At 56.4% G+C, this 18257-nt stretch carries 15 protein-coding genes, 1 riboswitch and 1 other annotated feature; of the genes, 14 read left to right on the top strand and 1 reads right to left on the bottom strand.

The features are described 5' to 3' along the window. Positions 1–22: 22 nt before the first annotated feature. The 3 genes from ACI5FR_RS03915 (at position 23) to ACI5FR_RS03905 (ending at position 2018) form a co-directional block, all read left to right on the top strand. Positions 23–742, top strand: coding sequence for a peptidylprolyl isomerase (locus tag ACI5FR_RS03915; RefSeq protein ID WP_405450546.1), 720 nt, complete (start codon positions 23–25; stop codon positions 740–742). 68 nt (positions 743–810) lie between these two features. Then, positions 811–1350 carry a ribonuclease FAU-1 family protein gene (locus ACI5FR_RS03910; protein WP_405450543.1) on the top strand — a complete coding sequence of 180 codons (540 nt, stop codon included), beginning with the start codon at positions 811–813 and terminating at the stop codon, positions 1348–1350. Continuing rightward, the gene (locus ACI5FR_RS03905; protein ID WP_405450541.1) at positions 1347–2018 is read left to right on the top strand and encodes a YdcF family protein; all 672 of its coding nucleotides are present in this window, start codon (positions 1347–1349) and stop codon (positions 2016–2018) included. Before ACI5FR_RS03910 ends, ACI5FR_RS03905 begins: the two co-directional genes overlap by 4 nt. A gap of 10 nt (positions 2019–2028) precedes the next feature. On the opposite strand, the gene ACI5FR_RS03900 is transcribed toward ACI5FR_RS03905, so the two are convergent. Further along, on the bottom strand, positions 2029–2811 hold the full coding sequence (locus ACI5FR_RS03900) for a GNAT family N-acetyltransferase (RefSeq protein WP_405450539.1): 783 nt from the start codon (positions 2809–2811) through the stop codon (positions 2029–2031). A gap of 207 nt (positions 2812–3018) precedes the next feature. On the opposite strand from ACI5FR_RS03900, the gene ACI5FR_RS03895 reads away from it, so the two are divergent. From ACI5FR_RS03895 to hflX, 11 genes are all read left to right on the top strand, one after another. Then, positions 3019–3981, top strand: a complete 963-nt coding sequence (locus tag ACI5FR_RS03895; RefSeq protein ID WP_405450699.1) for an AAA family ATPase — start codon at positions 3019–3021, stop codon at positions 3979–3981. 89 nt (positions 3982–4070) lie between these two features. Further along, a complete protein-coding gene (locus tag ACI5FR_RS03890; protein WP_405450538.1) occupies positions 4071–4733 on the top strand; it encodes an HAD family hydrolase in 663 nt (220 codons plus the stop codon). Between the two features lie 53 nt (positions 4734–4786). Continuing rightward, positions 4787–5058, top strand: a binding site (T-box leader). Positions 5059–5212: 154 nt separating this feature from the next. Next, complete coding sequence (gene trpS / locus ACI5FR_RS03885) at positions 5213–6238, top strand: tryptophan--tRNA ligase (protein WP_405450537.1); 1026 nt, start codon at positions 5213–5215, stop codon at positions 6236–6238. 41 nt (positions 6239–6279) lie between these two features. Beyond that, complete coding sequence (locus tag ACI5FR_RS03880) at positions 6280–7095, top strand: SPL family radical SAM protein (RefSeq protein WP_405450535.1); 816 nt, start codon at positions 6280–6282, stop codon at positions 7093–7095. A 186-nt stretch (positions 7096–7281) separates the two neighbouring features. Continuing rightward, positions 7282–9648 (top strand): helix-turn-helix domain-containing protein, encoded by a 2367-nt coding sequence (locus ACI5FR_RS03875; protein ID WP_405450532.1) that lies wholly within the window; start codon positions 7282–7284, stop codon positions 9646–9648. Positions 9649–9797: 149 nt separating this feature from the next. Next, entirely contained in the window at positions 9798–11396 is a 1599-nt protein-coding gene (locus ACI5FR_RS03870) for a type 2 periplasmic-binding domain-containing protein (protein ID WP_405450530.1), read from the top strand. A 17-nt stretch (positions 11397–11413) separates the two neighbouring features. Further along, on the top strand, positions 11414–12367 hold the full coding sequence (locus tag ACI5FR_RS03865; RefSeq protein ID WP_405450527.1) for an ABC transporter permease: 954 nt from the start codon (positions 11414–11416) through the stop codon (positions 12365–12367). Positions 12368–12380: 13 nt separating this feature from the next. Beyond that, on the top strand, positions 12381–13268 hold the full coding sequence (locus ACI5FR_RS03860; protein ID WP_405450524.1) for a carbohydrate ABC transporter permease: 888 nt from the start codon (positions 12381–12383) through the stop codon (positions 13266–13268). Between the two features lie 46 nt (positions 13269–13314). After that, positions 13315–14418 (top strand): sialidase family protein, encoded by a 1104-nt coding sequence (locus tag ACI5FR_RS03855; protein ID WP_405450521.1) that lies wholly within the window; start codon positions 13315–13317, stop codon positions 14416–14418. Between the two features lie 195 nt (positions 14419–14613). Beyond that, positions 14614–14701, top strand: a riboswitch (cyclic di-GMP riboswitch). A gap of 106 nt (positions 14702–14807) precedes the next feature. Continuing rightward, positions 14808–16814, top strand: a complete 2007-nt coding sequence (locus ACI5FR_RS03850; RefSeq protein ID WP_405450519.1) for a diguanylate cyclase domain-containing protein — start codon at positions 14808–14810, stop codon at positions 16812–16814. Positions 16815–16919: 105 nt separating this feature from the next. Next, positions 16920–18254, top strand: coding sequence for a GTPase HflX (hflX, locus tag ACI5FR_RS03845; RefSeq protein WP_405450516.1), 1335 nt, complete (start codon positions 16920–16922; stop codon positions 18252–18254). The last annotated feature ends 3 nt before the right edge of the window (positions 18255–18257 follow it).

Genomic DNA, 18257 nt, shown 5'->3' with positions numbered 1-18257 from the left:
AGAAGGAACAGGTGATGCATGAATGAAGCGAAAATCGAAGCTACTTTCACTCTTGACCCTCGTGGCGGCGGCCGGACTCGTCCTGGCTGCCTGCGGCGAGAAAAACGCTGGCAAGCCGAACCCATCCCCCGCTACCGTCCAAGGCGGCACTCCGGCGAAGACTCCTGCCGGCACTCCGGCGGCCACCGCCGGTCAGCCGACCCCGAAGAAATGGACGTCAATGCCGGCGATGTCGATCGATCCGAAGAAGAACTATGTGGCCACGATCGACACGACCAAGGGAAAGTTCAGCGTGCAGCTGTATGCGGAGAACGCCCCGAAAACGGTGAACAGCTTCGTATTTTTATCTAAAGAAGGGTTTTACGACAACGTAAAATTCCATCGGATTATCAAAAACTTCATGGTCCAGACGGGCGATCCGGCTGGGAACGGTACCGGCGGCCCCGGCTATACGATTCCGGACGAGTACGCGGGAACCCCGTTTAAGTACAAGACCGGGACGGTCGCCATGGCCAACACCGGACAACCGAACTCGGGAGGCAGCCAATTTTTCATCTGTATGAACGATGAATGCGGCGGGCTCAACAGCTTGCCGAAGTATACGATTTTCGGAACGGTGTCCGAAGGCTTCGACGTCGTACAGAAAATTGCCGATACCCCGGTCAGGGCCGGCGCCCGCGGCGAGCTAAGCGATCCTACGGAAGAAGTGAAGATCAAGTCGATCACCGTCAAGGAGCAGTAAGGCGGGAGCTTATCAAGTTTCGCTATATTACGTTTGTCTCGGCAAACGCTTGAGGGGGAGATCCGCCAGTGATAAGGAAATACGCGGACCGTGCCGATTGGATGCGCATCCTGGAGCGCCGGTTCCACGTGTACGCCAAGCACTCTATCGGCTTCAGCGGACACATCGCCCTGCTGGAGATGATACGGGTGAAAGGCCCTTTGCATGTGACCTACGACCAGTCCCCAATATGCATCGTCGATAACGGCTACAAGTGGCTGCAGCACTTTCCCGAGCATGCCAGCTATGTGCTCACTTCCGTATATAACGACAAGGCGGAGCTCGTTCAATCGTACATCGATATTTGCAAGCAGCATGGCATTACCGATCAGGGCGTACCTTGGTATGATGACTTGTACTTGGACGTCGTCATGCTTCCCACCGGGGAAGTGTTCCTGCTCGACAAAGAAGAGCTCGAGGAGGCTTATCAGCAAGGCATTGTGAGCGAGGAAGACTACAAGCACGCATGGTTTACGGCCAAGCTCGTGCTCGAGGAGTGCCGCAACGGCTCCTTCGATCTCGCGCTGATGGCGGACAAGCATCTGCAGGGATGGCTGGAGGAAGAATGAGAAGACGCTCTATGATGGAAGGTCCGGTTTCTTTTCCGAGCCGCCGAGGCGGACGGAAGAGCCTGCGGCTAATCTTCCGGTTGATCCTGGGTTGCATCGTGCTCGGATTGCTCTGGACGGCGTTCGTCCAATATCGCATTCATTCGTTCCCCTCCGCCGATGGTCAGGAGCATGTGGACGTCGGAATCGTACTCGGGGCCTCGGTCTGGAACAATGAACCGAGCCCTGGGCTGCGGGAGCGGTTAGAGCGGGCTCTGAAGCTCTACCGCAACGGACAAGTCGATCGTCTCATCGTTACCGGCGGGCTCGATCACAACGGGTCGACGATTACGGAGGCGGAAGGCATGCGCAACTATCTGGTGCGCCAGGGCGTGCCGGACGAGGCCATTATTATGGAGAAGCAGGCTACGAGCACATACGAGAACGTGCTGTTCTCGAAGCGAATCATGGCCGAGAACGGCTGGAAGAGCTCGATCCTGATTACGCATCAGTATCACGCCGCGAGGGCGTACGACATCGCACGTTTCCTGGAGCTCAGCGATCCGAAAGTGTCGGCGACGGACTCCCAAGTGCTGTGGATGCCGTACCATAAGGCGAGGGAGACGCTCGCTTATACGAAATGGGAGCTGGATCGGCTCCGCTATACGCTCGCAGGGAAAGCCTCATGATGCAACCGCATTATGGGGCTTCCTGCGTTTTCGTGCGGTAATGATAGCCGTACACTCGTTCGAAGCCGGCCCGGCGATATAACCGCTTCGCGACTTCGTTCGTGGCGAGCACTTGCAGGTATAACTGTTTCACCCCCTGCTGACGGCAAGCATCCGTAAGATACCGCACCATCTGGGAGCCGATCCCTTGACTGCGGTAGGCGGCGGCGGTGGCGATATTAATCAATCCCGCCCATTCGCCATGGAGGATCGCCGTGCCGACTGCCACGGGTTCACGGTTTTCCGGATGGCGGAGCTGAAGGAATCGCTTGTCGCCGCCGATACGGGCCATCATTTGCGCATAGGCCGGCCTCAGCTCCGGCCGGAATTGTTCGATCTCCATGTAGGCATCCAGCCAACTGTCGGAGGCTTCCGCTTCGCGGGTACAAATGTAATACGCTTCTAGTTGAGCAGACGAGTAGAGGGAGGTGGCGATCGTCTCGATGCCTGCGGTCATCACCTCGGTCGCCATCTCTACCGTGTAGCCCAGCTGTTCCAGACAATCGTCCAAGTCGTCAGGACTCGCATCGCTCACATGGAACCGTACTGGGAGCCGGTACTCCTGGTAGAACGCTTCGATCGCCGGAAGCCAGTTTTCCCCGGATGGATACGACCCAACGGCTAGCACGCTGCTGGAGCGTCGCGAAGGAAGAGCCGGATGAGCGCGCAGCAGCCAGGACTCCATGGGCTGAGTGTGGAGCGCCGGCCATGTGGTCGCGGCGAGACGATCGAGGAAGGCAGCAGCAAAGGACATAAGTCGTGAAGAACCTCCTTATAGTACGTGTGATAGATATTATTTCGAATTATTATACATTTAACGGTATAAATATACAATATGTCGCGTTCGAAATTTTGTTTGTTTCCTGCTAGGGCATCCCCGAACGATTTTTTTGCTGGAACCATACATAGGACAAGGTGTTCGCCGGTAAAGTAGTAGTCAGAGGGATGTGAGGTGAATCCATTGTCCAGTCGAGCCGTTCCCCCCGAAGCGAAGGCAACCGCCAAAGCTTCCAGGCAAATCAATGTCGTGCTTCGCAACCCGGCCCCCCCGGCGCCCCTCGATCCGGAGCTGCCCGCTCCGAACCGGACGATGGCGAATTCCGGCCCCTTCGCCGAGATAATGAAGGAGCTCGACCGCATGGTGGGACTCGAGCATGTGAAGGAGCTCATCTTCGAGATTTATGCGCTGCTGCAAGTCGGGCAATACCGGAGCGAGGCCGGACTGCTGTCCAATCCGCAAGTGTATCATATGATTTTCAAGGGCAATCCCGGCACGGGCAAGACGACGGTCGCCCGGATTATCGCCAAGCTGTTCCAGTCCATGGGGCTGCTGCAGAAAGGCCACTTGATTGAGGTGGAGCGCGCGGATCTCGTTGGCGAGTACATCGGGCATACGGCGATCAAGACCAGAGAGCTCGTCAAAAAAGCGATGGGCGGCGTCCTGTTCATCGATGAGGCGTACAGCCTGGCCCGCGGAGGCGAGAAAGATTTTGGCAAGGAAGCGATCGATTGCCTCGTGAAATCCATGGAGGATTTCCGCGATCAGTTCATCCTAATCCTGGCCGGGTATCCAGAAGAGATGGAGCAGTTCCTGGCGACGAATCCGGGGCTGCCTTCGCGGTTTCCGATCCAGCTGGATTTCGAGGACTATAGCGTAGACCAGCTGCTGCAGATTACCGAGCAGATGACGAAGGAGAAGGATTATGTGATGCTGCCGCAAACGGTAGCCAAGCTGAAGCAGCATTTGGCCGAGGAAAAGGTGATGGTGTGGCGGTCGTTCAGCAACGCCCGTTATGTGCGGAATTTGCTGGAGAAGTCGATCCGACACCAGGCCGTACGGTTAATGGGGCAGTACAATTCGGCTCCGTCGAAGCAGGAGCTTATGACGATTCGGCCCGAGGATCTGCGATTGTACAAAAATTAAAGCATCGATTGGAAGGCCGGGATGGCCTTTTTTTGTTGTATAATGGACGGTAGGCATCATACTAGATCATAGATGGGGTGGGAGTCGCTATGCTGCGAGCCGTTGTTTTCGATTTTGACGGATTGATCCTGGATACCGAGAGAATTGAATTTGTGGCCTTCCAGAGTATATTCGAGGAGCATGGCCACGTCTTGACCTTGGAGAAGTGGTCGGGGTGCGTAGGGACGGATCTGTCGATCTACAATCCTTACGATCATCTGGACGAGCTGGTCGGCCGAGCGCTGGACCGGGAGGAGATCCGCAGCAGACGGCTGTCCAAGCTGGCTCAGCTCATCGAGACGGAACAAGCCCGTGCCGGCGTGGAAGCTTATCTGCAAGAAGCGCAAGCCCTCGGACTTCGAATCGGGCTAGCCTCCAGCTCCACGCGGGAGTGGGTTACCGGCCACTTGTCGCGTATCGGCCTGCTGGACTATTTCGAGACGATCCATACGAAAGATGATGTAGCAAAGGTGAAGCCGGACCCGGAGCTATACCGCCGAGCCGTAGAGTCCCTGGGCGTGTCGCCCGAGGAAGCGGTGGCGTTCGAGGATTCGCCGAACGGCGCACTCGCCGCTCACCGGGCCGGTCTCAAGTGCGTCATCGTGCCGAATTCGGTCACGGAGACGCTCCCTTTCGGTACCCATTCGCTGAGGCTCGGATCGATGTCGGACCGTACGCTGGCCGAGCTGCTGGAGGCGTTGAACGCCTCTTAACATTGCCCCTTGCGAATGTGACGGAGATGAGCTACAATGGGTCATACTTCCATACAACGGCAATGATGAAGAAGAGTAAGCAAATCTGTGATCACCAGAGAGTCGATGGACGGTGTGAATCGACGGTCAGGGTTTGTTGAATGGGCTTCGGAGCTTCCTGACCGAAGGTGCCTCCACAGAGGCAGCGTAGGCTCGGGCGGGTGTCCCCACGTTACAGGGGAGACGTATTCGGCTGCATTTTCCACACGTTCAGCCCGATACGAGTGAAGCGAGTCCGGCTATCCGGACTAATGAAGGTGGTACCGCGGGGTTTCCCGTCCTTGAAGAAGGATGGGGCCCCTTTTTTGCGTACAAAAAAACAACCAGGAGCGTGAGACGCATGAGCGAAGATTGGCGATGGCGACGGAATGAAGGGTTACTTTTGAACCGAAAACAGCACACACCACAACCACCAACCTTAATCAAATGGAGGGATTTCGATGGCTAGTCAACCACAACTGAATACCGCGGTACGTCCGCAAACACTCGTTTCCGGCATTCGTTCAACCGGAGAGCTGCATTTGGGTAATTATTACGGAGCTTTGCGCGGCTTGCTCAGCTTGCAGGATCGGTACGACTCGTTCTTCTTCATTGCCGACCTGCACGCGTTAACGACGCATCCCGATCCGGACAATCGAATCAGACAAACGATCGAAGTGGCGAAGGATTATATCGCCGCCGGCGTCGATCCGCGCAGGAGCGCGTTCTACGACCAATCGTCCATAGCGGCAGAGCTGGCTGAGCTGCATTTGTACCTCAGCATGGTCATGCCTCTGGGCGAGCTGATCCGCTGCCCGACCTTCAAGGAGAAGGCGAAAAAGCACCCGGACAATGTCAACTACGGGTTGGTCGGGTATCCGGTGTTGATGACGGCCGATATTCTTATTCATAAGAGCGAGCTCGTGCAAGTCGGCGAGGACCAGCTCGTTCACTTGGAGATCGCCCGAACCATCACACGCCGCTTCAACCAGCTCTATGGAGAGGTGTTCCCGGAGCCGCACCCGCTCGTCGAGCATGCCGTGCGAATTCCGGCTTTGTCAGGAGAAGGCAAGATGAGCAAATCCGATTCCGCCGACGCTTATGTCAGCCTCAAGGACGATCCGGAACGGATCGGCACCAAAGTGAAGAAGGCTTACTCGGATCCGACCCGCATTCGCCGGGAGCTGCCCGGAACGCCGACGCGCGAAGGCTGCAACGTCTATCATCTGCACAGCTACTTCAGTCATGATACAATGAAGTCAGCTATTCGCGAGCAGTGCCTGTCAGCGAAGATCGGCTGCGTACAGTGCAAAGCGCTCCTGACCGAGTCGCTAGTCTCCGTGGTTGAGCCGATCCGGGAGCGGAGAGAGCGATTCTCGGATGCCGACATCGTGGAGCTGCTTCACATCGGCAGCGAGAAGGCGCGATTATCGGCGCAGGCTGTGATCTCGGAAGTGCGCCGCGCGATGGGGTTCACAATGGTCTGACATACCAAATCCCAAGATCCGGGCAGAAGAGAGGAAACAAGATGGCGACAGTCCGTTCCGTAGTGCCGAAGCAAATGCTGAACCCGGCCGGGGGTTATCTGACCGGCTACAGTCATACGCTGAATCCGTATGCCGGCTGCTCATTCGCTTGCTCCTACTGCTATGTGCGCCGCATGCCGGTCGCCTTGTTCCGTCAGGAGGAATGGGGCACCTGGGTGGACGTGAAGGAGCAGGCGGCGATGCAATTGCGCCGGGACTTGGCCAAGGCGAAGCGGAAGGGGCCGGTCACCATCTTCATGTCCAGTGCGACCGACCCGTATCAGCCGGAAGAGGCGAAAGCCGGCGTGACCCGTTCTTTGCTGGAGGCGATGCGGGACGATCCGCCGGAGTTCCTGTTCGTCCAGACGCGCAGCCCGCTCGTGACGCGGGACGCCGAGCTGTTCGCCGCCTTCGGCGAGCGGATCCGGGTCAGCGTGACGATCGAGACGGATCGGGACGATGTGCGCAGGGCGTTCTCGCCCTCCGCACCTCCGATCGCCGCGCGGCTCAAGGCGCTTCGGGAGCTGCGGGAAGCGGGCATCCCGACTCAGGCGGCGGTCTCGCCGGTGCTTCCGAGCACCGAAGCATTCGCCGATGCGCTAGCCGCCGTCACTGGTCGAGTCTGCGTCGACGATTTTTTCATGGGCGACGGCAGCGGAGGGAAGCGGACGCAGGCGCTTGGGATCCGAGGGATTTTCGAACGGTTGAACCGGGAATCGTGGTACGGCCGCGACGCATACGCAACCGTCCTGGAACGGATGCGAGATCGTTTCGGGGACAGTCAAGTGTTCGTGAGCCAGGCGGGGTTTCTTCCATAGCCCCGCCGTTCCTTTCCACTCCTCACATGATGTCATCATTTCGGATATCGATGTCACGAAGACAGCATTCTTACATTCGCAGCCTAATAGCTATACTAAGAGTACAAGTACATAGGAATTTATACATCCATTATAGAAAACGCTTTCATATAGCCGACTCTATATATAATCGAGGTGGACTTCGTCATGCTGCATAAAATGAGGACGTTTACAAGACACAAGCACTTTTTTGTCCGGCTCGTCACCTTTTCTCTGCTGATCTGTCTGGTTCCGATTGTCGTACTCGGCTTTTTTTTCTACCACAATGTCCAGAACTCGATGCGCCATGACATCGAGCAAGCGAACGAGCTGTATCTGAATCAGACGGTGAATGCGATGGAGCTCGTCGTCAAGCAGATCGGCAACGGCTTCCGGCAGTTCGTCACGAACAGCGCGCTGACCGAATTCGATACGTTCCCGCTGGGCAACTACTTCGATGAGATTGCAGACTGGCATACGGCCGCGAACCGGGAGCAGCTGCTCGACTACATGGAGAGCAAGGCGAAGGTGCTCCGCAGTTTGAACGATTTGCTGAAGCTGAATGAGTTCATCTGCTCGGTCTACTATATTAACCCCAGCCGGGGCATCGTCCTTACTTCCGGCTATTTGCAATACGAACTCGATCGATTCTATGACCCGTCGTGGGATCAAGATTTGATGCCGTCTGCGCTGGGCTATCCGCTGATCATGAATGTGCGCGACGCGGTGACCGAGGAGGGGCCGCTCAAGCGAGTCGTCCCCGTCGTCTACCGGCCTCTTGGCTCGAACTATACGATCGTCATCAACCTGGACGCGGACGCGTTCTATACGAAGCTCATCAGCCGTCTCGGCGTCGAGCACGGCACTTCGGTCTTGGTGTTCTCGCGCGAAGGCGAGCCGCTCTTGTACGACAACGACGCCGAGAAGGCGGACGGCATCGCGTTCGTGCAGTCGATTCTGGCGCAGAGGAACGGCCAGAAGGTTGACCCGCGGCAGTACCGCAAAGTCGTCGCGGACCGTCAGCTCGTATCGTGGCGCAATTCCGAAGTGCTCGGCTGGGACATTGCGAACGTAACGAATCTGAAGACGATGTACAGCAACGTATCGAACATTCGCAACCTGTTCTTCATTGTAGCTTTGCTGTTGACGCTTGCCACCGCGATTTTGGCCGTCGTGACGAGCAGCCGTATCTATCGCCCGGTCCATCATTTGCTCCAGTTCGTGAAGAATGGCAGTCAAGGTGGGAGCGCCGGGCCGCCGGGTCCCCGGTCTCTCGGAGAGTTTCGAGTCATTCGTGACGGGCTGGAGGATGCTTTCGCTACCGGACAGCGCCTGCAGCAGCGTTTGCGGGAGAGCTTGCCCGCGTACCAGGAGAAGTTTGTTCGTTCCTTGCTGAAAAAGCACTCGATGTCAATGAAAGCGGCCGAAGAGCGTCTCGAACATCTGGGCATCAGGTTGAAAGCGAGCGGAATCGTGCCGATGCTCGTCACCGTCGAGAGCGTATACCGTACGGGCGGAGATATCGAGAGCGAACAAATCGAACAGCTGCTCTTCACCGACACGATCGAGGCCGTAGTCGAATCGGGTGTTCCGCACTGGGTTCTCGAGCTGGAGGACGACGCCTACCTGCTGCTCATCAATTGTCAGGAGCAGGAGATGTCTGCGGCGTTCTCAACCGCAGAGGCGATCCGGTCGGCTATCCTCGACCATCACGGATTGATGTGCTCCATCGGCATCGGGACTTATTGCCGGACGATCGCGGACTTGCCGGCAGCTTACTTGGAGGCTGAGGAAGCGCTCCAATACCGAGGCGTAACCGCGGAGGGGGGAATCGTCTATATCGAGGACGTCCGGCTGCATGCGCACGAGCCGCTTCCGTATCCGAAGGAGATGGAGTCGACGCTTATGATCTGTCTGAAGAATGGGGACAAGGACCAGGCGCTCGCGGTCTTCGCGGAGATGGTGAGGGATCTGAAGGCGGGTGCCGGGAAGATCGCGTTCCCGCAAGTCCAACAGACTTTCCTGCTGCTGCTGGTCAAAGTCATCGAGACCGTGCGCGATCTTCATCTGGATATGCGCGAAATCATGCCCGAGGAGCGGGCTCAGCTGCTGGCGGCATTCCTCCAAAAGGACGACTGGCGCAGCATGACGTCCTGGTTCGAGACGTTAATCAGCGCTACGGCGGCCTACATTGGACGCGCGTTCCAGGTGAAGAAAAATACGCATGTCGAGCATGCCAAGCGGCTGATCGCCACCGAGCCTGTGTCAACGGTATCTCTCACTTCTATAGCCGATAGGCTGAATCTGAATCCGGCCTACTTGAGCCGCATTTTCAAAGAGCACACCGGCGTTACGTTCACCGACTATGTCACCCAGGCCCGAGTCAGCCGCAGCAAGGAGCTGCTGCTTCAGACGGAGCTCAAGATCCAGGATATCAGCGAGCAGCTCGGGTATGCGAAGGTGAACCATTTCATCAAGCTGTTCAAGGATATGAACGGAATTACGCCCGGCGAGTTCAGGAAGCAGCACTATTGAAGTTTGGACTCTTCTCCGTTTACCTGAATTACGTTTTGTTGACATGGTCATAAAATCGGCGCGCCATGTCATGATCCGGGCATTTCCTTCCGAGCACGGACCCTTCAAGATGAGAGGTGCAAGCCTACTATCGACTAGGAGTGATTCGTTTGAAGCAGCGCAAGGGGGAAGCATGGAAAAACGCAGGGAAGTGGATGGCGGTGGTCACGCTGGCCGCGACGGTGCTGAGCGGCTGCAGCGGCGGTGGGGACCAAGCGTCCCCGACGGGCAATCCGTCTCCGGCGGCGACGGGGCCGTATGCCAAGCATCTGGACATCTCGTGGATCGGTCACAATCAGATCGGCAAAATCAATGACGCGGTGAATAACCCGGTCAAAAAGCTGATCGAAGACAAGTTCAACGTGACGATCACGATGGTGCCGCTCGACGTCCATAACAAGGAGCAGGTGAACCTGTACTTCGCCGACGGCAAAACCGCGGACCACATCCGGATCAACGTCGACTCCACTTTCCTGATGGAGCAAGGGCTCGTCCGGGAAATTCCCGAGGATAAGCTGCGCAAGCTGATGCCGGACTGGATGAAGAGCATCGAGAGCATGGTGGATCCCAAGATCGTCTCTTCCACGATGAAATTCAAAGGCAAATTGTATGCGGTGCCGTTTCTGAACTATGCGGCCATGCAACCGTGGGTGATGGGCGTCCGCAAAGATTGGCTCGACGCGGTCGGCATCAATAAATTGCCGGAAACGCTCGAGGAGTATCACGAGATGCTGAAGCGCTTTACGTTCAACGACCCGGACCGCAACGGCAAGCGGGATACGTACGGCGGCCATGGGCTTCAGCTCTACCTGCGGGGCGCCTTCGGGCTCGGTTCGGGCAACGCGTTCTATGCCGATTCGAACGGCAAGGTTTTTTCCAGCGTCTTGACCGACGGGTACAAGCAATATTTGAAAACGATGCGGGCCTGGTACGACGAAGGGCTGATCGACCCCGAATCGATCACGGATCAACGGCCCCAGCAGCGCGCCAAATGGGCGGACGGCAAGTTCGGCGTGCTCGCCGACCATCCTTGGTGGTACGCCTCGACGACGGCAGGCAATGTGACCAAGATGCTGACGGACAAAAACCCTAACGCCAAGATCGACTTCCTGAAGCCGTTCGCCGGTCCGACCGGGGACAAAGGAGCGGGCGGTACCGCTTTTCCGGCTATGCAGCGGGGCTTCTTCTTCGGCACGAAGACGAGCGACGAGAAGATGGAGCGGATCATGGCGATCAAGAACTTCATGGCCGCCGACGACAATTTCTACATTCGGGCGTATTTCGGTGAAGAAGGCAAAGGCTACACGAAGGATAAGGACGGGGTTATCCAGATCACGCCGGAATACTTGTCCCTCGACAAAATCACCCAGGAAGGAATCGGTCAATATTTTGCCCTCCGTCCGGACACATGGGAGTTTTACAAGAAAAACAACGTGCTGAAGATCGATCTTCCGGCTTATGATGTGGCGATGAGCAGCCCTAAGAAGTACAACGACGTCAACTTTATGATTAATTCCACCAATGAAGCGCTTTTGAAGAACGGCACTGCCGTCACGACGGTCGTCACCGAATTCGAGACGAACGCGACCGTCGGCAAACTGGACATCGACAAGGAATGGGAAGCATACAAGAAAAAATATCTCGATGCCGGCGGCCAAGCGATCCTGGACAACTATCAGAAGCTGTACGACGAAGCGAATAAAAAATAACCGGGGAGGGGAACGGGATGAGCGACCAAGCGGCCGGCCTGTCGCCGGCTCTGACCCGGGAAGCTCTGGGCAAGCGACGCGGCAGGTGGCGCCAATACGGCTTTTACTATCTCATGCTGGCTCCGGCGCTCCTCGGATTCCTGGTGTTTCACTATTTTCCGATGTACGGCGTTATCATGGCATTCAAAAACTATCGCTTTATCGACGGAATCTGGGGCAGCCCCTGGATCGGCCTGGACAACTTCAACCAGCTGTTCGGGGACATGTTCTTCTGGCGCATCCTGCGCAATACGCTCATCATCAGCGGCTTGCACATCTTGTTCGGATTTCCGGCGCCGATCCTTCTAGCATTGCTGTTCAACGAACTCGCGAACGGCAGCTTCAAGCGCGTCGTCCAGACGATCTCCTATTTGCCCCACTTCATGTCCTGGGTTATTTTGTCCGGGATTATGATCGAGCTGCTGTCCCCATCGAGAGGGGCGCTTAATTACGTCATTACGCTGTTCGGAGGCGAGCCCATTCATTTCCTGGCCAACCCGGACACGTTCGTCGGAGTGCTCGTCGTCAGCCATTTGTGGCAAAGTGTCGGCTGGGGCAGCATCATCTATCTGGCGGCGATCGCCGGCATCAACCAGGACCAGTACGAATCCGCGACGATTGACGGAGCGAACCGCTTCCATCAAATCCGCTACATTACGCTGCCTTCCCTGGTTCCGGTCATGACCGTCCTGTTCATCCTGAACGTCGGGGGCGTCATGAATGCCGGCTTCGACCAAATTTTCAATCTTTACAATCCGGCCGTGTACAGTGTAGCGGATATTATCGACACATATGTATACCGCATCGGGCTCATTGATACGAAATACGGGTTCTCCACGGCTGTGGGCTTGTTCAAGAATGTGGTCGCGCTCGTGCTGGTCGTCGGGACGAACTACATCGTCAAACGCTTTAACGAATACGGAATTTGGTGAGGGGGACGGCCAAGTGAATACTTATAGGTCCAAGAGCTTGCTAAGCCGATCGTTCGATTGGTTCAACATCGGGCTGATGGTCGTGTTGTCCCTCCTGTTCCTCTATCCGTTCTGGAACCTGATTATGCTGTCCATGACCGCGCCGGCTTACGTCGACAAGCTGGGCCTCCGGCTGTGGGCGGACGGGATCAATCTGGCCTCATATAAGCAGCTGTTCAGCAGCGACATTATCTACATCGCCTATCGCAATACGATCCTCCGCACAGTCCTGGGGGCCGGACTTACGGTCATCGTCACGATGTGCGCGGCATACTCGCTCTCACGCCGAGATTTGCCGTTCCGTAATGCGATTACTTTGTTCATGCTGTTCACGATTGTTTTCAACGGCGGACTGATCCCCACCTACTTGAACATCCGCCACTTGGGGCTGCTGAATTCCATGTGGGCGCTCATCCTGCCTACGCTGGCCAATGCTTGGTATATCATTTTGGCCCGTAATTTTCTCATGGGCTTCCCGAAGGAGCTCGAGGACTCGGCGCTCATCGACGGCGCGAACCCGGTGCAGGTCGCTTTCCGCATCATCTTCCCGCTCTCGATGCCGATTATTGCCGTAATCGCCTTATGGTCGGGCGTCTCCCACTGGAATGCCTGGTTCGATGCGATGATCTATTTGCGGGAGAAAAGCGATTTCGTGCTGCAGCTGCTCGTGCAGAAAATTTTCCAGCAGGACCGGATCGACACGACGAGTACGGGCATATACATCCAGATCACGACCGAAGTGACGAATCAGTCGGTCAAGGCCGCGACGATCATTGCCGCGATTACGCCGATTATCGCCGTGTATCCGTTTCTTCAGAAGTATTTTGCCAAAGGGGTTATGATCGGGTCGCTGAAAGGATGAGATGGGTTTAAATCAGGTTGATTTAGAGGTTAAAGGAGGACTTGCAATGGCCGTCATTAAAACGATTAAACATGTAGAGATTTACAAGGATGAGCATTATAACACGTTTCCGACCATCATACGGTTGAACGACGGATCTTACCGGATCGGCTTCCGGCAAGCGCCCGATCGCCGCACGGCCTATGACGGAGCGATCACGCACGTAGACGCTTCCTCGAAGGCCGTCACGATCCGTTCGACGGACGGTCTGGACTGGGATACGGACGCGACCATTATATGGGATGACTTCTTCCATGGCGTTCAGGATCCCAGCCTCAATGTGCTGAGAGACGGGACGATATTCGTCACCTATTTCACCTGGAAGGTGTACGAACGTGACGATGCTCCCGCAGAGATGAAGCCGGGTACTTGGCACCGAGTCATGGATCGCTGGATCGGCCGTATGGCGGGCTGCTATTCGATCCGTTCCGCAGATGGGGGACAGACTTGGGATACGCCAGAGTTGGTGGAGCTCGGGGATGTTGTCATCCGTGGGAATTCCGTGGAGCTGGAGGATGGAGCGATTCTGGCTCCGTTCTATGAGCGGGAGGGCGATACATTCAACGTGACGGTAGGGCGAACGGAGGACCGCGGACAGAGTTGGGAGCGTCTCGCCGTACTCCCCGGGTATGAAGGGCAATACCATTATCACGAGCCGAACCTGTTTCAGACGGAATCAGGCAAGCTGATCCTGTTCATCCGCAGCGTGAAGCTGAACAAGGAGCCGGGAGAAGAAAGGACGGCATCGCCGCTCTTCACGTCCGAGTCGCACGACGGGGGGCGGACGTGGAGCGAGGTCAAGATGTGGCCGATCTACTCGCCAAGTCCGTTCAATGCGCTGCGCCTGGCGGATGGACGGGTGCTGCTGAACTATGGGTATCGGCTGGAGCCGTATGGCATCCGAGCGCTCTTGCTCGATCCGGAGTGTACGAACATTGGCACGGCTCCGGAATATGTCATCCGGGACGACGGCTACGGAACCGATATCGGGTACACGAGCGCGGCGCAACTGCCGGACGGACGTGTGCTGATCACTTATTATTACTATCTCGAGGACGGAACCCGGTATATTGCAGGGTCAATTTGCGAGCTGGAGCGAGATGAGTCATAAGACCTATTTTTGACATTGTTCAAGACTTAGGCGAATAGACAAGCTGATGATGGGATTTCGTAAGAAAACAGTTATGATAAGCGATCATCGATTTTTGTGTCAAATATCACAATTTGGAATATTCTGATAAATTGGCTCTTGGAATCGATTTGCATTCGTGGTATAGTAAAAAAGAACTAATTTTCAATCCCCCGTTTTCGATAATGGCAAACTTGTCGAAAGGCAAGGACGCAAAGCCACAGGTCTAAGGTTCTTCCCGAACTATGACAGCTGGGTTGCCGAAGAAAAAACAGGATCCCTATGTTTTTTTGATGCATACCCAGCTGTTCCGATTGTGCTATCGGAATGGCTTTTTCGTTTTCAGGTGTTTGTGATGAAAGGAAGATCCTATGCTAAAACCGATCATTCGCTTGAAATGGCGCTCTAACCTTCCGTACGAACGAATGGAAGTGCTCATGATCCCGCTCGCAGTTTTCACATCGGCCAGCGCGATCGCAGCCGGACTCGACCGTGGCTTCCAGCTCGCCGTTTCGATTGCCTTTTCGCTCAGTCTTGCACTGCTCGTCCGCAATCGCTCCTCCAGGCTAAAATCGAATATGTTCGCCGGATTGGCTTTTGGACTTCTCTTCGTCTTCCTCCCGCAAGTAGATTTCTACTGTTTTCGGTTCATCCTGTATCCTTTGCTGCTCCTGTTCGCTCTGATCGAGCCGAATCCGCGTATCTCATTTGCGGCGGGACTTTTATCGTCCTTCTTTTTGCTCCGGTATCAAGGCCATTTGGAGAGCGAAGTGCTATGGTCGAATATGTTCGCCGTCCAATTGAATGCACTCGTCTATTCCTTGCTTGCTCACATCATCCGAAGGTTATTGAAGGAGCGCAACGAATACCGGCACTTGTCCATGATCGACTCGCTGACGGGGCTTCACTCCCTGCAACAGACGCTGTTGTTCGGGCAAAAGCTCCTTGACGTCGGGCGGCGGGTGAGAGTCTTATTGATCGACCTTGATCATTTCAAGCAAATTAACGATACATACGGCCATATGGTCGGCAATCAAGTGATCGTCCATTTCGCGGGAGCGCTGAAGAAGATGACCGAAGGCTTGAACGGGGTGGTGGGCCGGTTGGGGGGCGATGAGTTCGTGCTCGTCGTAGAAGATCACGCTCGCACCGAGGAGCTGCTGGACAAGATCGAAGGGCGACTGAACCAAAGCCGCTATATTCCCGAGCGCGGGGGCGACCCGCTCCTGTTTACTTTCTCCATCGGCGAGGCCGTCTCGACCGGACACACGAAGGATATGGAGCAGCTGATGCACCTGGCCGATCTGCATATGTACGAACGCAAGCTGCGCAACCGGGCACCGCTTACGCTGAATCAGTCCGAGCAATTGTTCGAGCACCATCCCGACCCGATCTGCACGTTCGACAGCCAGGGCACCCTGCTCGATATGAATCCGGCTGCAGAGGAGCTTCTCGGTTACAAGGCCGAAGAGATCAAGGAGCTCACGTTCAATTCGATTATATGTCCGACTGAGCAAGCGAAAGCGTTGGAGCATTATATGACCTATACGGTCAAAGGCAGTCCGATCGATTATGATGTGACGGTAATGACCGGCAACGGCAAACAAGTGCCGGTTCACGTGATGAATATCCCGATCATCGTGAATCACAAGATTGCCGGCTTCTACGCGCTGGCCAAGGACCAGAGTGGTATCAAGCTCGAGGAGGAGCGGCAGCGCGAGGCCGACAAGCTCGACGCCATGTCCCGCACGGCGGTCAAATTCACTGAGGAGCTACAGGGCCCGTTGAATGCCTTGTCCGAGGTAGTCGAGCTGCTAATGGAGCAGGATGCAGAACGGACGCCGCTCTATGGGGTTATGCGCCGCGAGTTGGAGCATCTGGCTCTCCTCCTGGAGGGCGGGACCCTCCCTACGAAGCCGATGGGTCCTCTCGAGCTGCACTCGCCGGCGACGCTCGTCGCACAAGTTGTCCGCCTGCTCGAGCCCAAGGCGTTCATAGCCGACGTTCACTGGGAGATCCGGTCGGATACGGATATGCGGGACATCCTCTGCGATGCGTCCCGGATTAAGCTGACGCTTCTGCACTTGATGACGAACGCTCTGGAGGCGACCCCGCCCGGCGGATGCGTCTTCATCGATCTGGTGCAGGAGATGGACGCGGTCGTCATCCGCATTCGCGATCAGGGCGGTCCGCTGGATGATGAGGCGCTCCGGCAAATCGGGGATCGTTTCTACACGACCAAACCATATGGGCTGGGGGTCGGGTTGTGGGTGTCGTCGCGGATCGTGCGGGACCATCAAGGCTCGCTGTATGTGTGCCATAATCCGGGCGAGGGCACTACCGTGCAGATCAAGCTTCAAGCACGGCAAGCACTATGAAAAAGCTCCTTTGCGGAGCTTTTTTTAGATCCGTCCTTGCTGTGGTACAATAAGACGAGTTTATTGGAAAATGGACATCAATCTGGCAAGTCCGGAGGTAGATGCATGAAAGTGTCCTCGCATGAGGTGAATGTACGTCAAGAAGAGAAGGCGGTCCTCGTCAGTCTCGTGCTGAAGAGTGACCGGCTGACGGAAGCGATGATCCAATATTCGCTGGAGGAGCTCGTCCGTCTCGCGGAGACGGCGGGCGTCGAAGTGCTCGATACGATGGTGCAGGCGAAGGACGCGGCAGATTCCCGGTGGTTGATCGGCAAAGGCAAGGTGGAAGAGCTGAAGCTGCTCCTGGACGGTCATGGTGCCAACGTCGCCATCTTCAACCAGGAGTTGTCCGGGGCGCAGGTGCGCAATCTGGAGCAGGCGCTCGACGTCAAAATCATCGACCGGACACAGCTTATCCTCGATATATTCGCCCAGCGGTCGAAAACCCGTGAAGGCATCCTGCAGGTCGAGCTCGCCCAGCTCAGCTACTTGCTGCCCCGGCTGTCGGGGCAAGGGAAGAACTTGTCCCGTCTGGGAGGCGGCATCGGGACGCGAGGTCCCGGGGAGACGAAGCTCGAGACCGACCGCCGTCATATCCGCAACCGGATCAGCGAGCTCAGATCTCAGCTGCAGGAGGTGGTGCGGCATCGCAGCTTGCACCGCGAGCGGCGCAAAAAGACGGGCGTGTACCAGGTAGCGCTTGCCGGGTATACAAATGCCGGCAAATCCACGTTGCTGAATCGGCTGACCGAGGCGGACGTCTATGCGGAGAACCAACTGTTCGCCACACTCGATCCGACCTCGCGCAGCCTTCAGCTGCCGAACGGCCAAGAGATCGTCTTGACGGATACGGTCGGCTTTATTCAGCATTTGCCCCACGATTTGGTCGCGGCCTTCCGGGCTACGCTGGAGGAAGTGAACGAGGCGGATCTCATTCTCCATGTCGTGGACAGCTCTAGCGAGATGCGGGAGGAACAGATGCGCGTCGTGCATGAGGTGCTGCAGGAGCTAGGGGCGCAAGGGAAAGAGATGCTGACGGTGTTCAACAAAATCGATCTGCTGCCCCGGAATCAGGTGGAGTGGCTGACCGCGGAGGGCGATCTGCTGCGCATAAGCGCCTTGAATGAGGCTGACCTGAACCAACTCAAGCTCGCGATTCAGAATCAATTGATGGGCGACGTACACCGGTTCGTCCTGCCGGCCGACCGGGGGGATGCGATCGCGCTGCTGTATCGGGTCGGAGAGGTGCTCGAGCAGGAGGCGGAGGAGGACGGCCGTCTACAGTTCAGGGTCCACGTGAAACGGAATGAATATGAAAAGCATGCTTATAAATTGGCCCCGTTCATAACCGAATCCAGTCGGGATTCGCGGCCGGAGGCAGAGCCAGGGAGAGGCGAGTAGAAG

It is taken from the genome of Paenibacillus sp. HJGM_3, assembly GCF_045062745.1.
Classification (GTDB): domain Bacteria; phylum Bacillota; class Bacilli; order Paenibacillales; family NBRC-103111; genus Paenibacillus_AA.
Note: the sequence above shows the minus strand (reverse complement) of the source record. Positions and strands in the feature narration are given on the sequence as shown.

Excerpts from the sequence above, each read along its gene's own strand:
- ACI5FR_RS03875 (WP_405450532.1), top strand. The coding sequence starts at position 7,282 with ATGCTGCATAAAATGAGGACGTTTACAAGACACAAGCACTTTTTTGTC.
- ACI5FR_RS03880 (WP_405450535.1), top strand. The coding sequence starts at position 6,280 with ATGGCGACAGTCCGTTCCGTAGTGCCGAAGCAAATGCTGAACCCGGCC.
- ACI5FR_RS03865 (WP_405450527.1), top strand. The coding sequence starts at position 11,414 with ATGAGCGACCAAGCGGCCGGCCTGTCGCCGGCTCTGACCCGGGAAGCT.
- hflX (WP_405450516.1), top strand. The coding sequence starts at position 16,920 with ATGAAAGTGTCCTCGCATGAGGTGAATGTACGTCAAGAAGAGAAGGCG.
- ACI5FR_RS03915 (WP_405450546.1), top strand. The coding sequence starts at position 23 with ATGAAGCGAAAATCGAAGCTACTTTCACTCTTGACCCTCGTGGCGGCG.
- ACI5FR_RS03890 (WP_405450538.1), top strand. The coding sequence starts at position 4,071 with ATGCTGCGAGCCGTTGTTTTCGATTTTGACGGATTGATCCTGGATACC.
- ACI5FR_RS03850 (WP_405450519.1), top strand. The coding sequence starts at position 14,808 with ATGCTAAAACCGATCATTCGCTTGAAATGGCGCTCTAACCTTCCGTAC.
- ACI5FR_RS03900 (WP_405450539.1), bottom strand. The coding sequence starts at position 2,811 with ATGTCCTTTGCTGCTGCCTTCCTCGATCGTCTCGCCGCGACCACATGG.
- ACI5FR_RS03855 (WP_405450521.1), top strand. The coding sequence starts at position 13,315 with ATGGCCGTCATTAAAACGATTAAACATGTAGAGATTTACAAGGATGAG.
- trpS (WP_405450537.1), top strand. The coding sequence starts at position 5,213 with ATGGCTAGTCAACCACAACTGAATACCGCGGTACGTCCGCAAACACTC.
- ACI5FR_RS03905 (WP_405450541.1), top strand. The coding sequence starts at position 1,347 with ATGAGAAGACGCTCTATGATGGAAGGTCCGGTTTCTTTTCCGAGCCGC.